The organism is Promicromonospora xylanilytica, assembly GCF_054782895.1.
Genome location: NZ_BAAGRP010000074.1, coordinates 124,396 through 141,630, shown reverse-complemented (window position 1 = coordinate 141,630; position 17,235 = coordinate 124,396). Strand labels below are relative to the sequence as shown.

16 protein-coding genes are annotated in these 17,235 nt (G+C 72.1%); 5 read left to right on the top strand and 11 right to left on the bottom strand.

Annotated features, from left to right (window positions below):
• Window positions 1-158 precede the first annotated feature (158 nt).
• The gene (gene lexA / locus ACYVK7_RS23535) at window positions 159-974 is read left to right on the top strand and encodes a transcriptional repressor LexA (RefSeq protein ID WP_460890152.1); all 816 of its coding nucleotides are present in this window, start codon (window positions 159-161) and stop codon (window positions 972-974) included.
• An 87-nt stretch (window positions 975-1,061) separates the two neighbouring features.
• On the opposite strand, the gene ACYVK7_RS23530 is transcribed toward lexA, so the two are convergent.
• From ACYVK7_RS23530 to hflX, 8 genes are all read right to left on the bottom strand, one after another.
• Window positions 1,062-2,051 (bottom strand): L-lactate dehydrogenase, encoded by a 990-nt coding sequence (locus ACYVK7_RS23530; protein ID WP_460890151.1) that lies wholly within the window; start codon window positions 2,049-2,051, stop codon window positions 1,062-1,064.
• Between the two features lie 10 nt (window positions 2,052-2,061).
• Window positions 2,062-4,176: an ATP-dependent DNA helicase gene (locus ACYVK7_RS23525; RefSeq protein WP_460890279.1), complete on the bottom strand. Its 2,115-nt coding sequence runs from the start codon at window positions 4,174-4,176 to the stop codon at window positions 2,062-2,064.
• Between the two features lie 33 nt (window positions 4,177-4,209).
• Window positions 4,210-5,097, bottom strand: a complete 888-nt coding sequence (locus ACYVK7_RS23520; RefSeq protein WP_460890150.1) for a carbohydrate ABC transporter permease — start codon at window positions 5,095-5,097, stop codon at window positions 4,210-4,212.
• A gap of 1 nt (window position 5,098) precedes the next feature.
• Complete coding sequence (locus ACYVK7_RS23515; RefSeq protein WP_460890149.1) at window positions 5,099-6,070, bottom strand: carbohydrate ABC transporter permease; 972 nt, start codon at window positions 6,068-6,070, stop codon at window positions 5,099-5,101.
• Window positions 6,071-6,072: 2 nt separating this feature from the next.
• A complete protein-coding gene (locus ACYVK7_RS23510) occupies window positions 6,073-7,446 on the bottom strand; it encodes an ABC transporter substrate-binding protein (RefSeq protein ID WP_460890148.1) in 1,374 nt (457 codons plus the stop codon).
• A 106-nt stretch (window positions 7,447-7,552) separates the two neighbouring features.
• On the bottom strand, window positions 7,553-9,223 hold the full coding sequence (locus ACYVK7_RS23505) for a glycoside hydrolase family 13 protein (protein WP_460890147.1): 1,671 nt from the start codon (window positions 9,221-9,223) through the stop codon (window positions 7,553-7,555).
• 53 nt (window positions 9,224-9,276) lie between these two features.
• Entirely contained in the window at window positions 9,277-10,296 is a 1,020-nt protein-coding gene (locus tag ACYVK7_RS23500) for a LacI family DNA-binding transcriptional regulator (protein WP_460890146.1), read from the bottom strand.
• Between the two features lie 81 nt (window positions 10,297-10,377).
• A complete protein-coding gene (hflX, locus tag ACYVK7_RS23495; protein WP_460890145.1) occupies window positions 10,378-11,916 on the bottom strand; it encodes a GTPase HflX in 1,539 nt (512 codons plus the stop codon).
• 145 nt (window positions 11,917-12,061) lie between these two features.
• On the opposite strand from hflX, the gene ACYVK7_RS23490 reads away from it, so the two are divergent.
• Genes ACYVK7_RS23490 through ACYVK7_RS23475 form a run of 4 tightly spaced genes read left to right on the top strand, consistent with a single transcriptional unit; the run spans window position 12,062 to window position 14,672 of the window.
• Complete coding sequence (locus ACYVK7_RS23490) at window positions 12,062-12,427, top strand: GntR family transcriptional regulator (RefSeq protein WP_460890144.1); 366 nt, start codon at window positions 12,062-12,064, stop codon at window positions 12,425-12,427.
• Window positions 12,424-13,323 carry an ATP-binding cassette domain-containing protein gene (locus ACYVK7_RS23485; protein ID WP_460890143.1) on the top strand — a complete coding sequence of 300 codons (900 nt, stop codon included), beginning with the start codon at window positions 12,424-12,426 and terminating at the stop codon, window positions 13,321-13,323. The genes ACYVK7_RS23490 and ACYVK7_RS23485 overlap by 4 nt, the downstream gene beginning before the upstream one ends.
• On the top strand, window positions 13,320-14,030 hold the full coding sequence (locus tag ACYVK7_RS23480; RefSeq protein WP_460890142.1) for a hypothetical protein: 711 nt from the start codon (window positions 13,320-13,322) through the stop codon (window positions 14,028-14,030). Before ACYVK7_RS23485 ends, ACYVK7_RS23480 begins: the two co-directional genes overlap by 4 nt.
• Window positions 14,031-14,072: 42 nt before the next feature.
• Entirely contained in the window at window positions 14,073-14,672 is a 600-nt protein-coding gene (locus ACYVK7_RS23475; RefSeq protein ID WP_460890141.1) for a class I SAM-dependent methyltransferase, read from the top strand.
• A gap of 11 nt (window positions 14,673-14,683) precedes the next feature.
• Here ACYVK7_RS23475 and dapF read toward each other — a convergent pair whose 3' ends face one another.
• Genes dapF through ACYVK7_RS23460 form a run of 3 tightly spaced genes read right to left on the bottom strand, consistent with a single transcriptional unit; the run spans window position 14,684 to window position 17,213 of the window.
• Entirely contained in the window at window positions 14,684-15,649 is a 966-nt protein-coding gene (gene dapF / locus ACYVK7_RS23470) for a diaminopimelate epimerase (RefSeq protein ID WP_460890140.1), read from the bottom strand.
• A complete protein-coding gene (miaA, locus tag ACYVK7_RS23465; RefSeq protein WP_460890139.1) occupies window positions 15,646-16,620 on the bottom strand; it encodes a tRNA (adenosine(37)-N6)-dimethylallyltransferase MiaA in 975 nt (324 codons plus the stop codon). Before miaA ends, dapF begins: the two co-directional genes overlap by 4 nt.
• Window positions 16,617-17,213, bottom strand: a complete 597-nt coding sequence (locus ACYVK7_RS23460; protein ID WP_460890138.1) for a hypothetical protein — start codon at window positions 17,211-17,213, stop codon at window positions 16,617-16,619. Before ACYVK7_RS23460 ends, miaA begins: the two co-directional genes overlap by 4 nt.
• Window positions 17,214-17,235: the final 22 nt, after the last annotated feature.

Sequence of the window (17,235 nt, the reverse complement as noted above, 5' to 3'; positions counted from 1 at the left end):
CGTTCATACAAACGTTCGTCGAACGCCCGTACCATTGTGTAGCACGGGACACCGTCGATGTCGAGACACGCTCGAACATTCGTTTGAGCCGAGCGGGTTTGTGATCTAGAGTGGGTCGCGCAGAGGAGAACATTTGTCGGAACGGGAGGGGCACGGGCATGACGGGACGGGACGGGACCAGCGACACGAGAGCCGTCGACACGGCACTCTCGGGCGTCGCCACGCTGGACGCGCCGGGCGACAAGGCGGTCGCCGACGTGCACGCGATCTCACCGACGGACCGCCTCACCGAGCGGCAGCGCCTCGTGCTGGACACGATCCGGCAGTCGTTCGAGACGCGGGGCTACCCGCCGTCGATGCGCGAGATCGGCGAGGCGGTCGGGCTGGCCAGCCCGTCGAGCGTCAAGCACCAGCTCCAGATGCTCGAGAAGAAGGGCTTTCTGCGTCGCGACCCGAACCGACCGCGTGCGATGGAGCTCGTCGAGCCCCTGGCGGACCAGGTCGACAAGCCGAGCCGCGGCGAGATCCACTGGCCCGAGCCGCGGCGTAGCGGCCAGGTCCACTGGGGCGGCTCGGTACCTGACGACGCGAGCACCCCGCCGCCGTCGTACGTGCCGCTGGTCGGCCGGATCGCGGCCGGTGGCCCCATCCTGGCCGAGCAGGTCGTGGAGGACGTCTTTCCGCTCCCCCGTCAGCTGGTCGGCGACGGCGAGCTGTTCCTCCTCAAGGTCGCCGGCGACTCGATGGTCGACGCGGCGATCTGCGACGGGGACTGGGTCGTCGTGCGGCGCCAGAACGTCGCCGAGCAGGGTGAGATCGTCGCGGCCATGATCGATGGCGAGGCGACGGTCAAGACGTTCAAGCAGACGGACGGGCACGTGTTCCTGCTGCCCCAGAACCCCGCCTACGAACCCATCCCGGGCGACGAGGCTCAGGTTCTGGGCCGCGTGGTCGCGGTCCTGCGCAGCCTCTAGGGCTGCACAGCCGATGGAGAACGGGGTGGTGTTCCTGCTGGGTCCACAGCAGGAACACCACCCCGTTCTCGCCGCCCGGGCACGCCCCTAGAAGCCGAAGCGCTTCTGGACCGCTCGCACGCTGTCCGCCGAGGCGCGCAGGCCCGTCAGCTCGTCGTCGGACAGCGGGACCCGCACGTTGTCGGTGACCCCGCGCCGGTCGACGCGGGACGGCACGGACAGACAGACGTCACCGATGCCGTGATAGTCGTCCAGCAACGACGACACCGGCATGATCCGGCGTTCGTCCTTGAGGACCGCCTCGATGATGCGGGTCGCGGCCAGGCCGACGGCGTAGTTGGTCGCCCCCTTGCCCGCGATGATCCGGTAGGCCGAGTCGACCACCTCGCGGTGCACCTCCGCGCGCACGGCGGCGTCGATCGGCGGCCTGTCGCCGAGCGGCACCCAGTCCAGCAACGGGACGCCGCCGATCGTGGCGGAGCTCCACAGCGCGATCTCGGAGTCGCCGTGCTCCCCGGCGATGTACGCGTGCACGTTCCCGACGGCCACACCGCAGCGCTCGGCGAGGACGACGCGCAGCCGCGAGGAGTCCAGGACGGTACCGCTGCCGAACAGTCGCTCCCGCGGCAGGCCGGAGATCTGGAGGGCCGCGTAGGTCACCACGTCCACGGGATTGGTCACCATCAGATACGTGGCGTCGGGCGCCACCTCCACCAACCCCGGCAGGATCTGGTGCATCAGCCCGATGGTCGCCTCGGCGAGGTCGGTTCGGGTCTGCCCGGGCTTCTGCTTCGCCCCGGCGGTCACGACGACGACGTCCGCCCCCGCGCAGACCGCCACGTCGTCGGAGCCCTCGACCTGCGCCTGCGACGTGAACATCAGGCCGTGCCGCAGGTCGAGCACCTCCGCCTCGACCTTGGCCCGGTTCACGTCGTGCAGGGCGATCGTGCGGGCCGAACCTCGGGTGAGTGCCGCGAAGGCGAGGGTCGAACCGACCGCCCCCGCGCCCACGACGGCCAGCTTGGTGGTACGGGAACCTGACGGCTCCGTGTCCTGGACGTCCGGGTGGGCTGCCATGTGTTCCAGGCTATGTGTCGAGCCGGGCGAGCGCGGCGCGAACGAGTGCTGGATCCGTGGTGGGCCAGAACCCGGGCATCGACCGGGTCAGGAACGACGCGTACCGCGCGGTCGCGAGCCGCGGGTCCAGGACCGCGACCACCCCGCGGTCGTCCATGCTCCGCACGAGACGCCCGGCCCCCTGTGCGAGCAGCAGCGCGGCGTGCTGTGCGGACACCGCCATGAACCCGTTGCCCCCGGCCTGCTCGACGGCCCGGGCTCGGGCCGCCTTGACCGGGTCGTCGGGGCGGGGGAACGGGATGCGGTCGATGAGCACGAGCTGGCACGACGGCCCCGGCACGTCGACGCCCTGCCACAGCGACAGCGTGCCGAACAGGCAGGCGGTCGGGTCGTCGGCGAACTGGCGCACGAGCGTGGGCAGCTGGTCGTCGCCCTGCGCCAGGATCGGGAAGTCCAGCCGCTCCCGCATCGCCTCGGCGGCCGCGTTGGCCGCACGCCGGGACGAGAAGAGGCCGAGCGTACGGCCGCCCGCCGCCGTGATGAGCTCGGCGATCTCGTCGAGCTGTGCCTCCGTCGTGGGCTCGCGGCCGGGCGCCGGCAGGTGCCGCGCCGTGTACAGGATGCCCTGGCGCGGGTAGTCGAACGGGCTGCCCGCGTCCAGTCCCCGCCACGGCGGGGCGTCCTCGCCCTTGAGGCCCAGCGTGCCCGCCACCGGCTCGAACGTGCCGCCCAGCGCCAGAGTCGCCGACGTGAAGACGCCGGTCGCCTCGCCCAGCAGGTGCGTGCGGATCAGGCCGGCGACGTGGAGCGGTGCCGCGTGCAGGCGGGTCACGTTGTCGCCGAACCCGCCCCAGCCGTTGTCGGGGCGCGAGCACCACAGCACGTCGGCGCTCGTGTCCTGGAACGCCATGCGCTCGGCCGTCTCGAACAGCTGGAGCATCGCCCCCTGCGCCATCTTGAGCCCCGGCTCGGGCTGGCCCTGGGCCTGGCCCTTTCCGCCGGCGGTGTCCGGCTTGAGCGTGCTCAGCACCTCGCGCGCCGCGTCCCGCACCGCGCCGACGGCCGTCCGCAGCTCGTCCGGCAGGCCGGTGGGGAACCGCTCGGCCGGCGCCGTGACGAGCAGGGTCCCGAGGGCCTGCGCCGCCTGGTCGAGGGCGTCGGTGTTGGTGCCCGCGTGCCGGCGGGCCAGCCGTGCGGCGTTCTCCACCGAGGCCATGGACAGGTCCACCGTGGCCGACGACGTCACCCGGTCCGTGAGCTCGTGCGCCTCGTCGACCACCACGACGTCGTGCTCAGGGAGCACCCCGGGGCTGCCCGTCGCCGCGATGCCCAGCATCGCGTGGTTGGTGACCACCACGTCCGCGTCCCGCGAGATGGCGCGCGCCCTGTCCGGGAAGCACTCGGCGAGCATGGGGCACTTGCCGCCCAGGCACTCCATGGCGGTCACGGAGACCTGGCGCCAGGCCCGGTCGGGCACGCCGGGCACCAGGTCGTCACGGTCACCCGTCTCCGTCTCCCCCGCCCACTCGTGCAGCCGGCGGACGTGGTCGGCGAGCGTCGCACCGTCGTCCTTGCGCCGCCCGCGCGCCCCGCCGGACGCCGCGGGCTCTTCCGTGCGCGGGTGGTCCTCGCCGCCGGGCAGGTCGAACAGCGTGGGCTCGTCAGCGGGGTACCCGCCCCCGATCTTGTGCACGCACAAGTAGTTGTGCCAGCCCTTGAGCAGCGCGATGCGCGGCTCGCGCGGGAGCAGCGGCGCCACCGCCTTCGCCACCAGCGGGAGGTCGCGCGTGATGACCTGGCGCTGCAGGGCGAGCGTCGCGGTCGAGATGATCACCTTGCTCTGCGCGGCCACGGCGTGCCGGACGGCGGGCACCAGGTAACCGAGCGACTTACCGGTACCGGTGCCCGCCTGGACGAGCAGGTGCTCGCCCTTCTCGATCGCCTCGCCGACCGCCACCGCCATCCGGTGCTGGCCGTCCCGGCGCCCACCGCCGAGCTCACCGACCGCGAGGTCGAGCAGCTCCTCGACGTCGGGAATCGGCTCGTCGGAGGCGGGTGCGGCAGGTGCGTCGGGAAGGCTGGTCACACTCTCGATCCTAGGCGCGACCACCGACACGCACCCCATGTCGTCCACAGGGACAGGACGCCGCCCGGAGTGCTATCCCTTGACCGCCCCGCCCAGTCCGGCGCCGCTCAGGAACAGGCGTTGGAAGGCGAGGAAGAGCGCGATCGGCAGCACCGTCGAGATCGCGAGCGCCGCGAGGAACACGTCGAGCTCCAGGTAGGGGGCGATGGCGGGCAGCCGGACGGACAGCGGCTGGTTGGCCGGGTCGGGGAGCACGAGCAGCGGCCAGAGGTAGTCCTTCCAGGCGGCGATGACGGCGAACACCGAGACGACGCCGAGGATCGGCCTGGACATCGGCAGCACGATGCTCCACAGCAGCCGGAACGGTCCGGCGCCGTCGACCCGGGCGGCCTCGAAGATCTCCCGCGGCAGGCCGTCGAAGAACCGTTTGACCAGCAGCACGTTGAACGCGCTGGCGCCCATGGGCAGCCAGACGGCCCAGAACGTGTTGAGCAGGCTCACGTGCACGATGGGCACGTCGAGGATGGTCAGGTACAGCGGCACGAGGAGCACGACGGACGGCACGAAGAGCGTCGCCAGGACGAGCCCGAAGATGGCGTTGCCGTACCGGGGGCGCAGGACCGAGAGCACGTAGCCGCCGGTGGTGGCGACCAGGATCTGGAAGAACCAGGCTCCGACGGCCAGGATCAGGGTGTTGACGAAGTAGTGGTCGATCTCGGCCCGGGTCCAGGCGGTGGCGAGGTTGGCCCAGTCGACGCCGGTGGGGAACAGCCCCAGCGGCTCGCGCAGGGTCTCCTGGGTCGGGGTGACCGCCGCCTTCGCGAGCCAGAGGACGGGCCCGAGCCCGACGACGACCAGGGCGACCAGCAGTCCGCCCTGCAGCACCCCGAGGGAGTTCCGTACGCTGGGCCGCCGCCTGTCGTGGGACGAGACGATGCCGCGTTCGAGGGTGGCTGCCATGTCAGCTGCTCCAGGGTCGGGTCACGCGGAAGTACACCGCGGAGAGGACGGCGAGGACGCCGGCGAGCATCAGGCTCAGGGCGGTCGCGGCCCCGTAGTTGCCGCCGAGGCTGCTCCCGAACGCGTAGTCGTAGATCAGCATCAGGATCGTGAGGGTGGCGTTGTTGGGTCCTCCGCCGGTGAAGAGGAAGGGTTCGAGGAACACCTGCGAGGTGCCGATGATCTGCAGGATCAGGGTGATGAACAGGACGCCGCGCAACTGGGGCAGGGTGACGTGCCAGATCTTGCGCCACACCCCTGCGCCGTCCACCTCGGCGGCCTCGTAGAGCTCGGTGCGTACCCCGACGAGCGCGGCGAGGTAGATGATGACCGTGCCGCCCGCCGCCGCCCAGGTCGCCTCGAGCACGAGGGACGGCATGGCGCTGGAGGCGTCCTGCAGCCAGGGGTACGGGCCGAGGCCCACCCAGCCGGCGATGGTGTTGAACACGCCGGTGTCGGACGCGTCGTAGAAGAACTTCCACAGGAGCACCGCCACGACGGGCGGCACGACGACGGGCAGGTACGCCAGGGCGGAGAACAGGCCCCGCATCCGCCGCACCTCGCTCATCAGCACGGCGGCGGCCAGGGGAATCGGGTACCCGAAGACGAGGGCGAGGACGGCGAACCAGAGCGTGTTCGCGACGGCCTTGCCCAGGAGCGGGTCCTGCAGCACGTACGCGAAGTTGTCGAGCCCCACGAACACGGGGGCCGTGACCAGGTTGGTCTCCTGGACGCTCATGACCAGGGCTCGCCCGATCGGGAACCAGGAGAACACGCCGAACACCAGGATCATCGGCAGGGCGATGACGAGGGTGCTCAGGCCGCCGTCGCGCAGCCATTCCCTGGGCGCGCGGCGGCCGCGCCTGCGGGGCACGGACGACGACGGCGGGGTGGCCGCCGTCGTCGTCCGGATCGGGCTGGACAGGGTGGTCATCGTCAGCCGCGGTCGAGCAGGCCCTGGACCTGGGTCTGGGCGTCGGCGAGCAGTGCGTCGACGTCGGCGTCCTCGTCGGTGAGCACCGCCTGGACCACGGGGTCGAGCGCCGCGTACACGTCCTGGGTGGCGACGGCGGGCTCGGGGACGACGGGCTGGTCGAACATCTCGTCGGTCATGGGCGCGAAGTTCTCCAGCGGGACGTTGACGAGGTCCTTGATCCAGCTCTGCTGCTCCTCGTAGGTCGCGCGGTCGAAGATCGGCAGGGCCGGGGCGCCGACGGGCTGGTCGGTCTCTGCGGCGACCTCGGCCTCCGCGACGGCGGCCTCCTGGTCGGTCAGCTTGGAGATGTAGTAGAAGTCGATCCACTTCACGGCCGCCGCCTGCTCGGCCTCGGAAGCCGCCGAGCTCACGGCGGCGAGCGTGCCTCCGCCGAGCGTGCCCGCGTCGTCGCCCTCCAGCGGGAGCACCGTCACCCCGTACTCGTCCGGATTCATCTGGTTCTGGGTGAACAGGTTGGGGTAGTTGGCGCCGCCCGAGACGTACATGCCGATCTTGCCGGCGGCGAAGTCCTGGTTGATGGTGCCCCAGTCGTACAGGAAGCTGGACCCCATGGAGTCGTCCTCCCAGCGCATCTCCCGCAGCATCTCCAGCGCCGCGACCGTCGCGTCGTTGTCGACGGTGGCGGTCGCCGCCTCGCCCTCGCCCTCGACCATGCGGCCGCCGAGCGCGTAGGTCTCGGTGGTGAGGATCCAGCCACCCGTGTTGCTCTGCGTCATGTGCGCGTAGCCGGCCTGGCCGGTCTCGTCCGAGATGACCTTGGCCGCCTCGCGCACCTCGTCCCACGTGGCGGGCGGGTTGTCGGGGTCGAGCCCGGCCTCCTCGAAGAGCCGGCGGTTGTAGTGCAGGCCCTGGTTGTAGGCGGCGATCGGCACGGCCCACATGGCGCCGTCGGCGTCCTGGCCCGCAGCGGCGATCGTGGGGTTGAACTGGTCCGCGTAGGGCAGCTCGGCCACGAGCTCGCTGACGTCGGCGATCTGCTGCTGCTCGATGAGGGCCCGGCCGTCGGTGAACGGGATCGGGAAGACGTCGGGCAGGGTGCCGCCCGCCAGCTCGGCGGCGAACGTCGTGCCGGACCAGGTGAACTCCTTGGTCTCCACCTGGATGTCCGGGTTGTCCTTCTCGAACTGCGCGATGCGCTCGTCGAAAGCGTCGATGGCCGGCTGCTCGAGCCCTGCGTCGATGGAGACCTGGATGGTCACCGGGCCGGTCGGCTCGTCGGACGCTTCCGACGACGAGCCGCATGCGGTGAGCGTTCCCACGACGGTCAGGACGCCCACCAGGGCGAACGCCGGTCGCTTCTGTGCTGACTTCATTGTCACTCCTTGTGTTCTGTGCCGCTGGGACGGCCACTGGGGAAAAGCACTGCTTCGGGTTCGGAAAGGCTGAGGACGGGCAGGGCGGGGTCGGCCGAGCCGGATGTCAGTGCGGCAGATCGAGCCAGACGGCGGTGTCCGGGCCGACGGCGCCGTCGACGGGACCGCTCGCCAGGAGCACCGTGGCCCCTGCGGACAGCGGGACTGGATCCGTCCCGAGGTTGACGACGCAGGCGAAGCCCGCGCCGCGGGTGAACGCGAGGACGTCGTCCCCCGCGGTGCCGAGGGCGAGGTCGAGCCACGCGAGCTCCTCGGTGTGCAGTGCGCCGAGGTCGCGCCGCAGGTGCAGCGCCCGGCGGTAGAGGCTGAGCATCGACCCCGGGTCGCCGTCCTGCGCCTCGACCGAGCAGTCGCCCCAGGAGGCGGGCTGCGGCAGCCAGGGCGCGGCACCGCCGGCCGGCCCGAATCCAAGGCTCTCCCCCGTGCGGGTCCACGGGAGCGGGACGCGGCAGCCGTCCCGGCCGGGGTCGACGCCCTCGGAACGGAAGTGCATCGGGTCCTGGATCAGGTCCCTCGGGACCTCCGCCTCGGGCAGCCCGAGCTCGTCGCCCTGGTAGACGTAGAGGGCACCAGGCAGTGCGGCGACCAGCAGGGCGGCGGCCCGCGCCCGGCGGGTGCCCAGCTCCAGGTCGGACGGCGTGCCGAACCGCTTGGCGGCGAAGTCGAAGGACGAGTCCTGGCGGCCGTACCGGGTCACGGGCCGGGTGACGTCATGGTTGGACAGCACCCAGGTGGCCGGAGCCCCCACGGGGGCGTGTGCCTCGAGGGTCGTCCGGATGGACTCGCGCAGCTCCTTGGCGTCCCACGGGCGCGCCATGAAGTCGAAGTTGAAGGCCGTGTGCATCTCGTCGGGCCGCAGGTACCGGGCGAAGCGCTCGTGGTCGGCGAGCCACACCTCGCCGACGAGCACCCGTGGCTCCGCGTACGAGTCGGCGACCCGGCGCCAGCCGCGGTAGATGTCGTGGATCTCGTCGCGGTCCAGGTGAGGGTGCTCCCCCGGCCCCGCGGCCTCGGGGACCTCCGGCAGGGCGGGGTCCTTGACGATGAGGGCCGCCGAGTCGATCCGGATGCCGGCGGCACCCCGGTCGAACCAGAACCGCAGCACGTCCTCGTGCTCCTGCCGCACGTCGGGGTGGTTCCAGTTCAGGTCCGGCTGCTCGGGGGTGAACAGGTGCAGGTACCACTGCCCGGGCGTGCCGTCCGGGTTGGTCGTACGGGTCCAGGTCTGCCCCTGGAAGCTGGAGACCCACCCGGTCGGTATCTCCGCCCCGCCGGGGCCGCGGCCGTCGTGGAACCAGAACCGCTCACGCTCCGGGGAGCCGGGGCCGGCCGCGAGCGCCGCCCGGAACCACTCGTGCTCGGCGGAGACGTGGTTGGGGACCACGTCGACCACGGTCCGGATGCCCAGCTCGGCGGCCTCGGCGATCAGCGCCTCGGCGTCGGCGAGGGTGCCGAACGCCGGGTCGATCCGGCGGTAGTCCCGCACGTCGTAGCCGCCGTCGGCCAGCGGCGAGGCGTACCAGGGCGTGTACCAGATGGCGTCGACGCCCAGGTCGCGCAGGTAGCCGAGGCGGGAGCGGACGCCGGCGAGGTCGCCGGTGCCGTCACCGTTCCCGTCGGCGAAGCTGCGGGGGTAGATCTGGTAGATCACGGCGCTGCGCCACCACTCGGGCGCGGCGGGGTACGGCTCCACGGCAGGTTCGGACGTCGTCGTCATGCGGTGAACCGTAAGTCACATGACAACAGTCGCGCAAGAACACGACAGAACCTTTATCGATTCGCGACAACCTTCGCGGCAGCGGTGGAGGCGCGCACCACGAGCTCGGGCTCGAAGAGCAGCTCGTCACGCGGCACGTCGTTGCCGTCGATGAGCGCGGCGAGCAGGTCGACGGCGGCTCGCCCCATGGGCTCGATCGGCTGGCGCACGGTCGTCAGGGCAGGGTCGGTGGAGTTCATCAGCGCCGAGTCGTCGAACCCGACCACCGAGACGTCCCCCGGGCAAGTCAGCCCCACCCGTCGCACCGCCCTGATCGCACCGAGGGCCAGCGGGTCGCTGGCGCAGACGATCGCGGTGGCGCCCCGCTCGATCAGCCGGTTGGCGGCTGCCTGGCCGCTCTCCAGGGAATACTGCGAGTGCACCACCACGTCGGCGTCGAGCGGCAGGCCGTGCCGCTGCGCGAACCGGCGCGCGGCCGCGAGCTTGCGCTCCGACGGCACATGGTCGGCCGGACCCAGCAGCAGGCCGATCCGCTGGTGCCCCAGCGACGCGACGTGGCCCATCGCCTGCTCGATCGCCACGAGGTCGTCGGTCGCGACACGCGGAAAGCCGAGGTCCTCGATCGAGGCGTTCATGAGCACCACGGGCAGCCCGAGGTCCTCCAGCCGCCGGTAGTGGGAGTGGTCGGCCTCCCGCTCGGCGTAGAAGCCGCCGGCGAAGATGACACCCGACACCTGCTGCTGCAGGAGCAGGTCGATGTACTCCGCCTCGGTGACACCGCCGGCCGTCCGTGTGCAGAGCACGGGCGTGTAGCCCTGCTGGGCCAGTGCGCCGCCGATCACCTCCGCGAACGCGGGAAAGATCGGGTTCACCAGCTCGGGCAGCACCAGCCCGACCAGCTTGCCGCGGCTCCCCCGCAGCTTGGTGGGCCGCTCGTAGCCCAGCACGTCCAGGGCCGTGAGCACGGCGTCCCGGGTGCCCTGGGACACGCCGGGCTTCCCGTTCAGGACGCGACTGACCGTCGCCTCGCTGACCCCTACCTTCTTCGCGACATCCGCTAACCGTCTCGACATGACGTCGATCCTAGTCACGGATAACGCAAACCGCTTGCAGGGCTTGCGCAGCCCTGCAAGCGGTTTGCGTGGCGGGGCGGGTCAGCCTGCCGCGACCCGCTGCAGCTCGGTCGCCAGCTGCTCGTCGACGCGACCACGCAGGTGCGTGCCCGCCGCGACGTGCTCGGTGAGCTCGATGTCGCCGTGCTCGTGCACCCGGTGCACCAGGTCGCCCCGGTCGTACGGGACCACGAGGTCGATCTGGATGCCGGGCCGCGGCAGCTCGGCCGCGATGCGGGCCCGCAGCTCGGCGATGCCCTCACCGGAGTGCGCCGAGACGACGGCGGTGTGCCGCTCCCGCCGCTGGATCCGGCCCACCACCGTCGGGTCGGCGATGTCGGCCTTGTTCAGCACCACGATCTCGTGCACGTCCTCGAACGCCGGGATCTCGGACAGCACCTCGCGCACCGCGGCGATCTGCCCCTCCGGGTCGGGGTGGGACGCGTCGACCACGTGCAGCAGGATGTCGGCGTCGCCGACCTCCTCCAGCGTGGACCGGAACGCCTCGACGAGCTGGTGCGGCAGGTGCCGCACGAACCCGACCGTGTCGGTGAACGTGTAGACCCGGCCGTCCTCGGTCTTGGTGCGGCGGACCGTCGGGTCCAGCGTGGCGAAGAGCGCGTTCTGGACGAGCACCCCCGCACCGGTCAGCGCGTTCAGCAGCGACGACTTGCCGGCGTTCGTGTACCCGGCGATCGCGACGGCGGGGATGGCGTTGCGCTTGCGGCTCAGCCGCTTGGTCTCCCGGGCCGGCTTCATCGCGGCGATCTCGCGCCGCAGCTTGGCCATCCGGTTGCGGATGCGCCGCCGGTCCAGCTCGATCTTGGTCTCACCAGGACCACGCGACCCCATGCCGGCGCCCGCGCCGCCCACCTGGCCACCGGCCTGGCGGGACATCGACTCACCCCAGCCGCGCAGGCGCGGCAGGAGGTACTCGAGCTGGGCGAGCTCGACCTGGGCCTTGCCCTCACGGGACTTCGCGTGCTGCGCGAAGATGTCCAGGATCAGGGCCGTGCGGTCGACGACCTTGACCTTCACCACGTCCTCCAGCGCACGGCGCTGGGACGGGGCGAGCTCGCCGTCGACGATCACCGTGTCGGCACCCGAGGCCAGGACGACCTGAGCCAGCTCGACGGCCTTGCCGGAACCCAGGTACGTGCCGGGGTCGGGCTTCTGCCGCCGCTGGAGCAGACCGTCGAGCACCTGCGAACCGGCGGTCTCCGCCAGCGCGGCGAGCTCGCGCAGCGAGATCTCCGCGTCGCGGGCAGCGTGCTCGCCACCCGCGAACAGGCCGACCAGCACCACCTTCTCCAGGCGCAGCTGCCGGTACTCGACCTCGGTGACGTCCTCGAGCTCGGTCGAGAGGCCTGCCACGCGGCGCAGCGCGGTGCGCTCCTCGAGGTCGAGCTGGTCGCCGTCGGCCTCGGTGTGCACCGTCCCGCCGTCGGCACGTGCGGTCCCCGCCCGAGCGAGAACCCGTGCCACGACATCGTTCGCGATCGCCTGGGCGTCTGCCTGGACTGCGCGGAGTTCGGGCGTCTCCTCAGCGGGGAGCTCGGGCTCTGTCGGGGTGTGGGTCATGTACTACCTAACTCTCGGCTGTTCTGACGTTGGTACAACAAGGATCCCACGGCCGAAAGTCCCGCGGCCATGTCTTTCCCGCACGGCCGAGGTTCACCCTCCACCACCCTGGTCCATTAGTCGGGTAGTGGACTACGGTGGCGACGTGTTCGTAGACGAGGGACCGGCCTTCCAGCGGCTCGCCGCCAGGATCGCGGACGAGATCGTCGCCGGGACGTACCCCGAGGGGACGGCGGTCCCGTCGGCGACCGACTTCGCGGTGTTCCACCAGATGAACCCGGCGACGGCGAGCAAGGGCGTCAACCTGCTCGTCGAGCTGGGGGCGCTGTACAAGAAGCGAGGGATCGGGATGTTCGTGGCAGAGGGCGCGCGCGACCTCCTCCGCTCCCGACGACGGGAGGAGTTCCGCGAGCGCTACATCAAGCCGCTTCTCCGCGAGGCGCGGTTCCTCGAGATCGACGACGCGGAGCTCCATCACATGATCGACGAGAAGCAGGAGGACGAATCGTGACGAACGCCATCGACATGCACTCGGCGACCAGGACGTTCGGGCGCACCACCGCGCTCGACGGAGTGAGCTTCGCCGTACCGGAGAGCTCGATCTGCGGGCTCCTCGGGCGCAACGGAGCGGGGAAGACGACGATCATGTCGATCATCGCCGGGCAGGACAGACCGACCTCAGGGCGGGTGGACGTGCTCGGTCAGAGTCCGTTCGAGAACGAGTCGGTGCTCTCCCGGATCAGCTTCGTCCGCGACAACCAGCGCTACCCCGACAACTACCGGCTCCGGCACGTGCTCCGGATCGCACCGGAGTTCGCGCCGAACTGGAACGAGGACGTCGCGGGCGAGCTCGCCGAGGCGTTCCGCATCCCGACGAGTACCGAGATCAAGAAGTTCTCCAGGGGCCAGCTGTCCTCGGTCGCGATCATCCTCGGCCTGGCGTCCCGCGCCGCGGTCACCCTCCTGGACGAGCCGTACCTGGGCCTCGACGTCACCGCGCGGGCACTGTTCCACGACGTGCTGCTGCGCGACTACGCGGCGCACCCGCGCACCGTGCTGCTGTCCACCCACCTCATCGAGGAGTCCGAGCGGCTCTTCGACCGGGTCGTGGTCGTCGACCGCGGCCGGGTGCGCGTCGACAGCGATGCCGACGACGCCCGCGACCTGGCCTTCACGCTGAGCGGCACGACGGCCGCCGTCGACCAGCTGGCACAGCACCACACCGTCCTGCGGTCCCACACGGTCTCGGGGCTGAAGTCGGTCACGGTGCTGGGCACGGCGGACGACTCCGTCCGTGCGGACGCCGAAGGCCTCGGCGCCCGGCTCGCGCCCGCGTCCCTGCAAGACCTCGTCGCCGCGTTCGGCGACGAGCGGTCCGCATCCATCGAGGAAGGGGCGCGAGCATGAGCGCCGTCATCTCCACCGTCAGGCTGCATCTCAACCAGCGGGTCAGCACCTTCGCCGTCCCCCTGTACATCGCGGGGACCGTCGCCGCGTTCTCCGTCCTGGTCTCCCTGCTGTTCTGGCGCTCCGGGAGCCTGCCCGGCAGCGAGGGCTGGATCCAGGGATCGCAGAGCAACCCGGGCATCGCGTACGGGCTCGTCGGCTTCCTGGTGTACTTCGGCGTCGCGTCGGTCGCCACGACGTTCCCCTTCGCGCTGACCCTCGGTGCGACACGGCGTTCCTTCGTCGCGGGCACGCTCCTGTGGTACGCGATCACCGCCGCCTACATCACCGCGGTGCTCGCCCTGCTCACCGCCATCGAGCTGGCGACCGACCACTGGTTCGCCGGTTTCTACATCTTCGACGTCTACATCCTCGGGGCGGGCGACCTGCTCCGGCTGGTGCCGATCGTGTTCCTCGGGGTGCTCACCGCACTCACCGTCGGCGGCGTCTTCGCGGCGTCCTGGGTGCGCTTCGCCGCCCGGGGACCACAGCTCATCGCCGCCGGCGTGGTGCTCGTGATCGTGACCGCGCTGATCGTCGTCATCCCCGCCATGAGCGAGATCGCCGCCGCGTTCCAGCCGTGGTGGCTCGCGGTGGCCGCCGGGGTGGTGATCACTCTCTCCTCCGTGGGGAGCTGGCTCCTCCTCCGGCCCGCGATCGTGCGCTGACGGCGACCGTCGGCGCGGCCCCGCACGCCATACGATGGCGCGGTGTCCAGCGACCACTACTTCACCGCGCAGCCCGCCTCGGACGACGAGCGCCGCACCCGCACCGTCCACCTCGCCGGCCGTGAGCTGGAGGTGGAGGTGGCCCCGGGCGTCTTCTCGCCCGGCGGCGTGGACAAGGGCACGGTGGTGCTGCTGAACGAGGTGCCGGCGCCCCCGCCGTCGGGCAACCTGCTCGACCTGGGCTGCGGCTGGGGACCCATCACGATCTCGCTCGCGCTCGAGGCGCCGCACGCCACGGTCTGGGCCGTCGACGTCAACGAGCGAGCCCTCGACCTCGTGCGCCGCAACGCCGAGCGGCTCGGGCTCGGCAACGTCCGCGCCGTCCTGCCTGACGACGTGCCCGACGGCCTGGAGTTCGACCTGTGCTGGTCCAACCCGCCGATCCGCGTCGGCAAGCAGGCGCTGCACGACCTGCTGACCCGCTGGCTGCCGCGCCTCGCGGAGGGTGCCGAGGCGTGGCTGGTGGTGCAGAAGAACCTCGGCTCGGACTCGCTCGCGCGCTGGATCACCGACACGCTCGACCTGCCGGTGGCCCGTGAGGCGTCGTCCAAGGGGTTCCGGATCCTGCGGGTCGCGGGCTGACCTGCCCGACCCTAGAGGGTGACCTGACCCGAGTAGACCAGCTCGGCCGGGCCCGCGAGCTCGACCGTGCCGCCGGGGAGCACCCGCACCCGCACCTCACCGCCGGGCACCTCGACGATCCACGTGTCGGGGGCCCCGTCGCCGGACGCCCCGCCCTGCCAGGTACGGACCGCGAGCGCCGCGGCGCAGGCCCCCGTGCCGCACGACGGCGTCTCGCCCACGCCGCGCTCGTGCACGCGCATCCGCAGGCGGCCGACGAGTCCGTCGGGACCGTCCTCCTCGCCGAGCGGGACCACGAGCTCGACGTTGGTGCCGTGCGGCGGCACGGGCGCGACCTCTGGGGCGTGGTGGAGCTCGAGCGACTCGAGCTCGTCGGGGCTCGCGAGGGCGACCACGGTGTGCGGGTTGCCGAGGTCGACGCTCAGGGCGGGGCGGGGCGCGGTCCAGCCGTGGACCGCCACCGCCGCGTCGTACCCGTCGGCCACCGCGGCGTCACCGCCGGGCAGGAACCACGGGCCCATGTCGACCGCGTACCAGCCGCCGGGCTCCTTGGTCACGTGCTTGACGCCGCCGCGGGTGCCGAGGCTGAGGGATCCGGCGGACAGGTCGGCGAGCCCTTCCTGCTCGGCGAAGGCCGCGAAGACGCGCACGCCGTTGCCGCACATCTCGGCGACCGAGCCGTCGGCGTTGCGGTAGTCCATGAACCACTCGGCGGTCGGGTCGGTGGCCAGGGCGGCCTGGGCGGACGGCTCGCCGGCACGGGCGAGCGCCGCGGTCGGGGCGAGCCGGATCACGCCGTCGCCGCCGATGCCGCCGCGGCGGTCGGCGAGCCTGCGGACGTCCTGGGGTGCGAGCTCGAGCACGCCCTCGGGGTCCGCGATCAGCACGAAGTCGTTCTGCGTGCCGTGCCCCTTGGTGAACGTGAGGGTGCCGGGCGTCGGGGCGGAGGGCACGGGGCTCGTCGCGGGCTGCGTCATGATCCCAGGCTACGGCGCACGGGTTCGGTCCCCGCAACCGGCAGCGTCCCCGCGTCGGCCCCCGCGACCACCGCGAGGGCGTCGGAGAGCAGGTCGGGCGAGGACGCGTCCAACCAGTGCACCCGCGGGTCGCGCCCGAACCAGCCCATCTGCTTGCGCGCCAGCCGCCGGGTGTTCGCGGTGACGGCCTCCCGGGCCTCCGCCTCGGTGCTCTCGCCGCGCCACCAGGCGAGCACCTCCGCGTAGCCGACGGCGCGGGAGGCGGTGACGCCGAGGCCGGTCCCGGTGCCGCCCTGCTCGGGGCTCGCGAGGGCGCGCACCTCGTCCACGAGGCCCGTGGCCCACATGCGGTCGACGCGTGCGGCGACACGGGCGTCCAGCACCTCGCGGGAGCAGTCCAGGCCGATCTGCACGGCGGGCCGCACGTACTCCTGCCGGGGCAGGTTGGCGGTGTACGGGCGCCCGGTGAGCTCGATGACCTCCAGGGCGCGGACGATGCGGCGCGTGTTGTGCGGGCCGATGCTGGTCGCGGCCTGCGGGTCCAGCCGTGACAGTTCGGCGTGCAGGGCGCGGCGGCCCTCCGCCTCGGCGCGGGCCTCGAGCCGCGAGCGGATCTCGGGGTCGGTTCCGGGAAAGTCCATGGCGTCGAGCAGGGCCCGTACGTACAGCCCCGACCCGCCGGCCACGACGGCCCGCCCACCTCGCTGGGTGATGGCGTCCAGGTCAGCGCGTCCCGACTCCTGGTAGCGCGCCACGGAGGCGTCCTGCACGGGGTCGAGCACGTCGAGCTGGTGGTGCGGGATCCCGCGCCGCTCGGCGGGCGGCACCTTCGCCGTGCCGACGTCCATGCCCCGGTAGAGCTGGAAGGCGTCGGCGTTGACGATCTCCGCGTGGCCGAGGGCCTGCGCGAGGTCGAGCGCGAGGTCCGACTTTCCGGTGGCGGTGGGCCCCACGACGGCGACGACTATCACACGGCGATCCTACGGTCGGTCAGCCTGGTCACCTGGTACGCGGGCGGGAGGTGGTCGCCCGCCTGCTCGAACACCTGGACGTCCGCCGTCCACGCGCCCGCGCCCGCCGCCCGGAGCGCCGCGCGGATCCCGCCGGTGAGGGCGTCCGGGCCGCTGTCCTGTCCGCCGGGCGCTCCCCCGCCGGCGACCACGACCCCGTCCGCGTGGCGCAGCAGGTCCAACGGGTCGCCCTCCAGCGTCTCGGCGCCCGGCGGAACCTCCAGCGTCTCGATCTCGGCGGCGCGCCCGCCCAGGACGTCCGCGAGCGCCAGCAGCGCCACGGAGGCACCGGTGCCGGCGGCCGGGCGCGTAGGGTCGGCCCAGAGGCCGGCCGCGCCGGGCAGCCAGCGGTCGCCGATGCCGGAGCCGGTGAGGGAGGGGCGCAGGAGCCCGTGCCGGAGGGCCGGGCCGTGCGCCAGGACCAGGGGCAGCACGCCGCCCGCGGTGAGCTCGGCCAGGGCGCGGGCCACCGCGTCGCGGACGGCCGCGAGCGGGTCGGTCCGCAGGCCAGGGGCGACCCCGGGGACCAGTAGGGGGGTCGCAGGCAGGATCACGGCGCGCACGATCCCTGAAAGT

Bases quoted from the DNA above. Each gene is read 5' to 3' on its own strand.
- ACYVK7_RS23530 (WP_460890151.1), bottom strand. From the start codon at position 2,051: ATGGCAGCCCACCCGGACGTCCAGGACACGGAGCCGTCAGGTTCCCGT.
- ACYVK7_RS23510 (WP_460890148.1), bottom strand. From the start codon at position 7,446: ATGAAGTCAGCACAGAAGCGACCGGCGTTCGCCCTGGTGGGCGTCCTG.
- ACYVK7_RS23480 (WP_460890142.1), top strand. From the start codon at position 13,320: ATGAGCGCCGTCATCTCCACCGTCAGGCTGCATCTCAACCAGCGGGTC.
- hflX (WP_460890145.1), bottom strand. From the start codon at position 11,916: ATGACCCACACCCCGACAGAGCCCGAGCTCCCCGCTGAGGAGACGCCC.
- dapF (WP_460890140.1), bottom strand. From the start codon at position 15,649: ATGACGCAGCCCGCGACGAGCCCCGTGCCCTCCGCCCCGACGCCCGGC.
- ACYVK7_RS23520 (WP_460890150.1), bottom strand. From the start codon at position 5,097: ATGGCAGCCACCCTCGAACGCGGCATCGTCTCGTCCCACGACAGGCGG.
- ACYVK7_RS23505 (WP_460890147.1), bottom strand. From the start codon at position 9,223: ATGACGACGACGTCCGAACCTGCCGTGGAGCCGTACCCCGCCGCGCCC.
- lexA (WP_460890152.1), top strand. From the start codon at position 159: ATGACGGGACGGGACGGGACCAGCGACACGAGAGCCGTCGACACGGCA.
- ACYVK7_RS23515 (WP_460890149.1), bottom strand. From the start codon at position 6,070: ATGACCACCCTGTCCAGCCCGATCCGGACGACGACGGCGGCCACCCCG.
- ACYVK7_RS23500 (WP_460890146.1), bottom strand. From the start codon at position 10,296: ATGTCGAGACGGTTAGCGGATGTCGCGAAGAAGGTAGGGGTCAGCGAG.
- ACYVK7_RS23525 (WP_460890279.1), bottom strand. From the start codon at position 4,176: ATGGGGTGCGTGTCGGTGGTCGCGCCTAGGATCGAGAGTGTGACCAGC.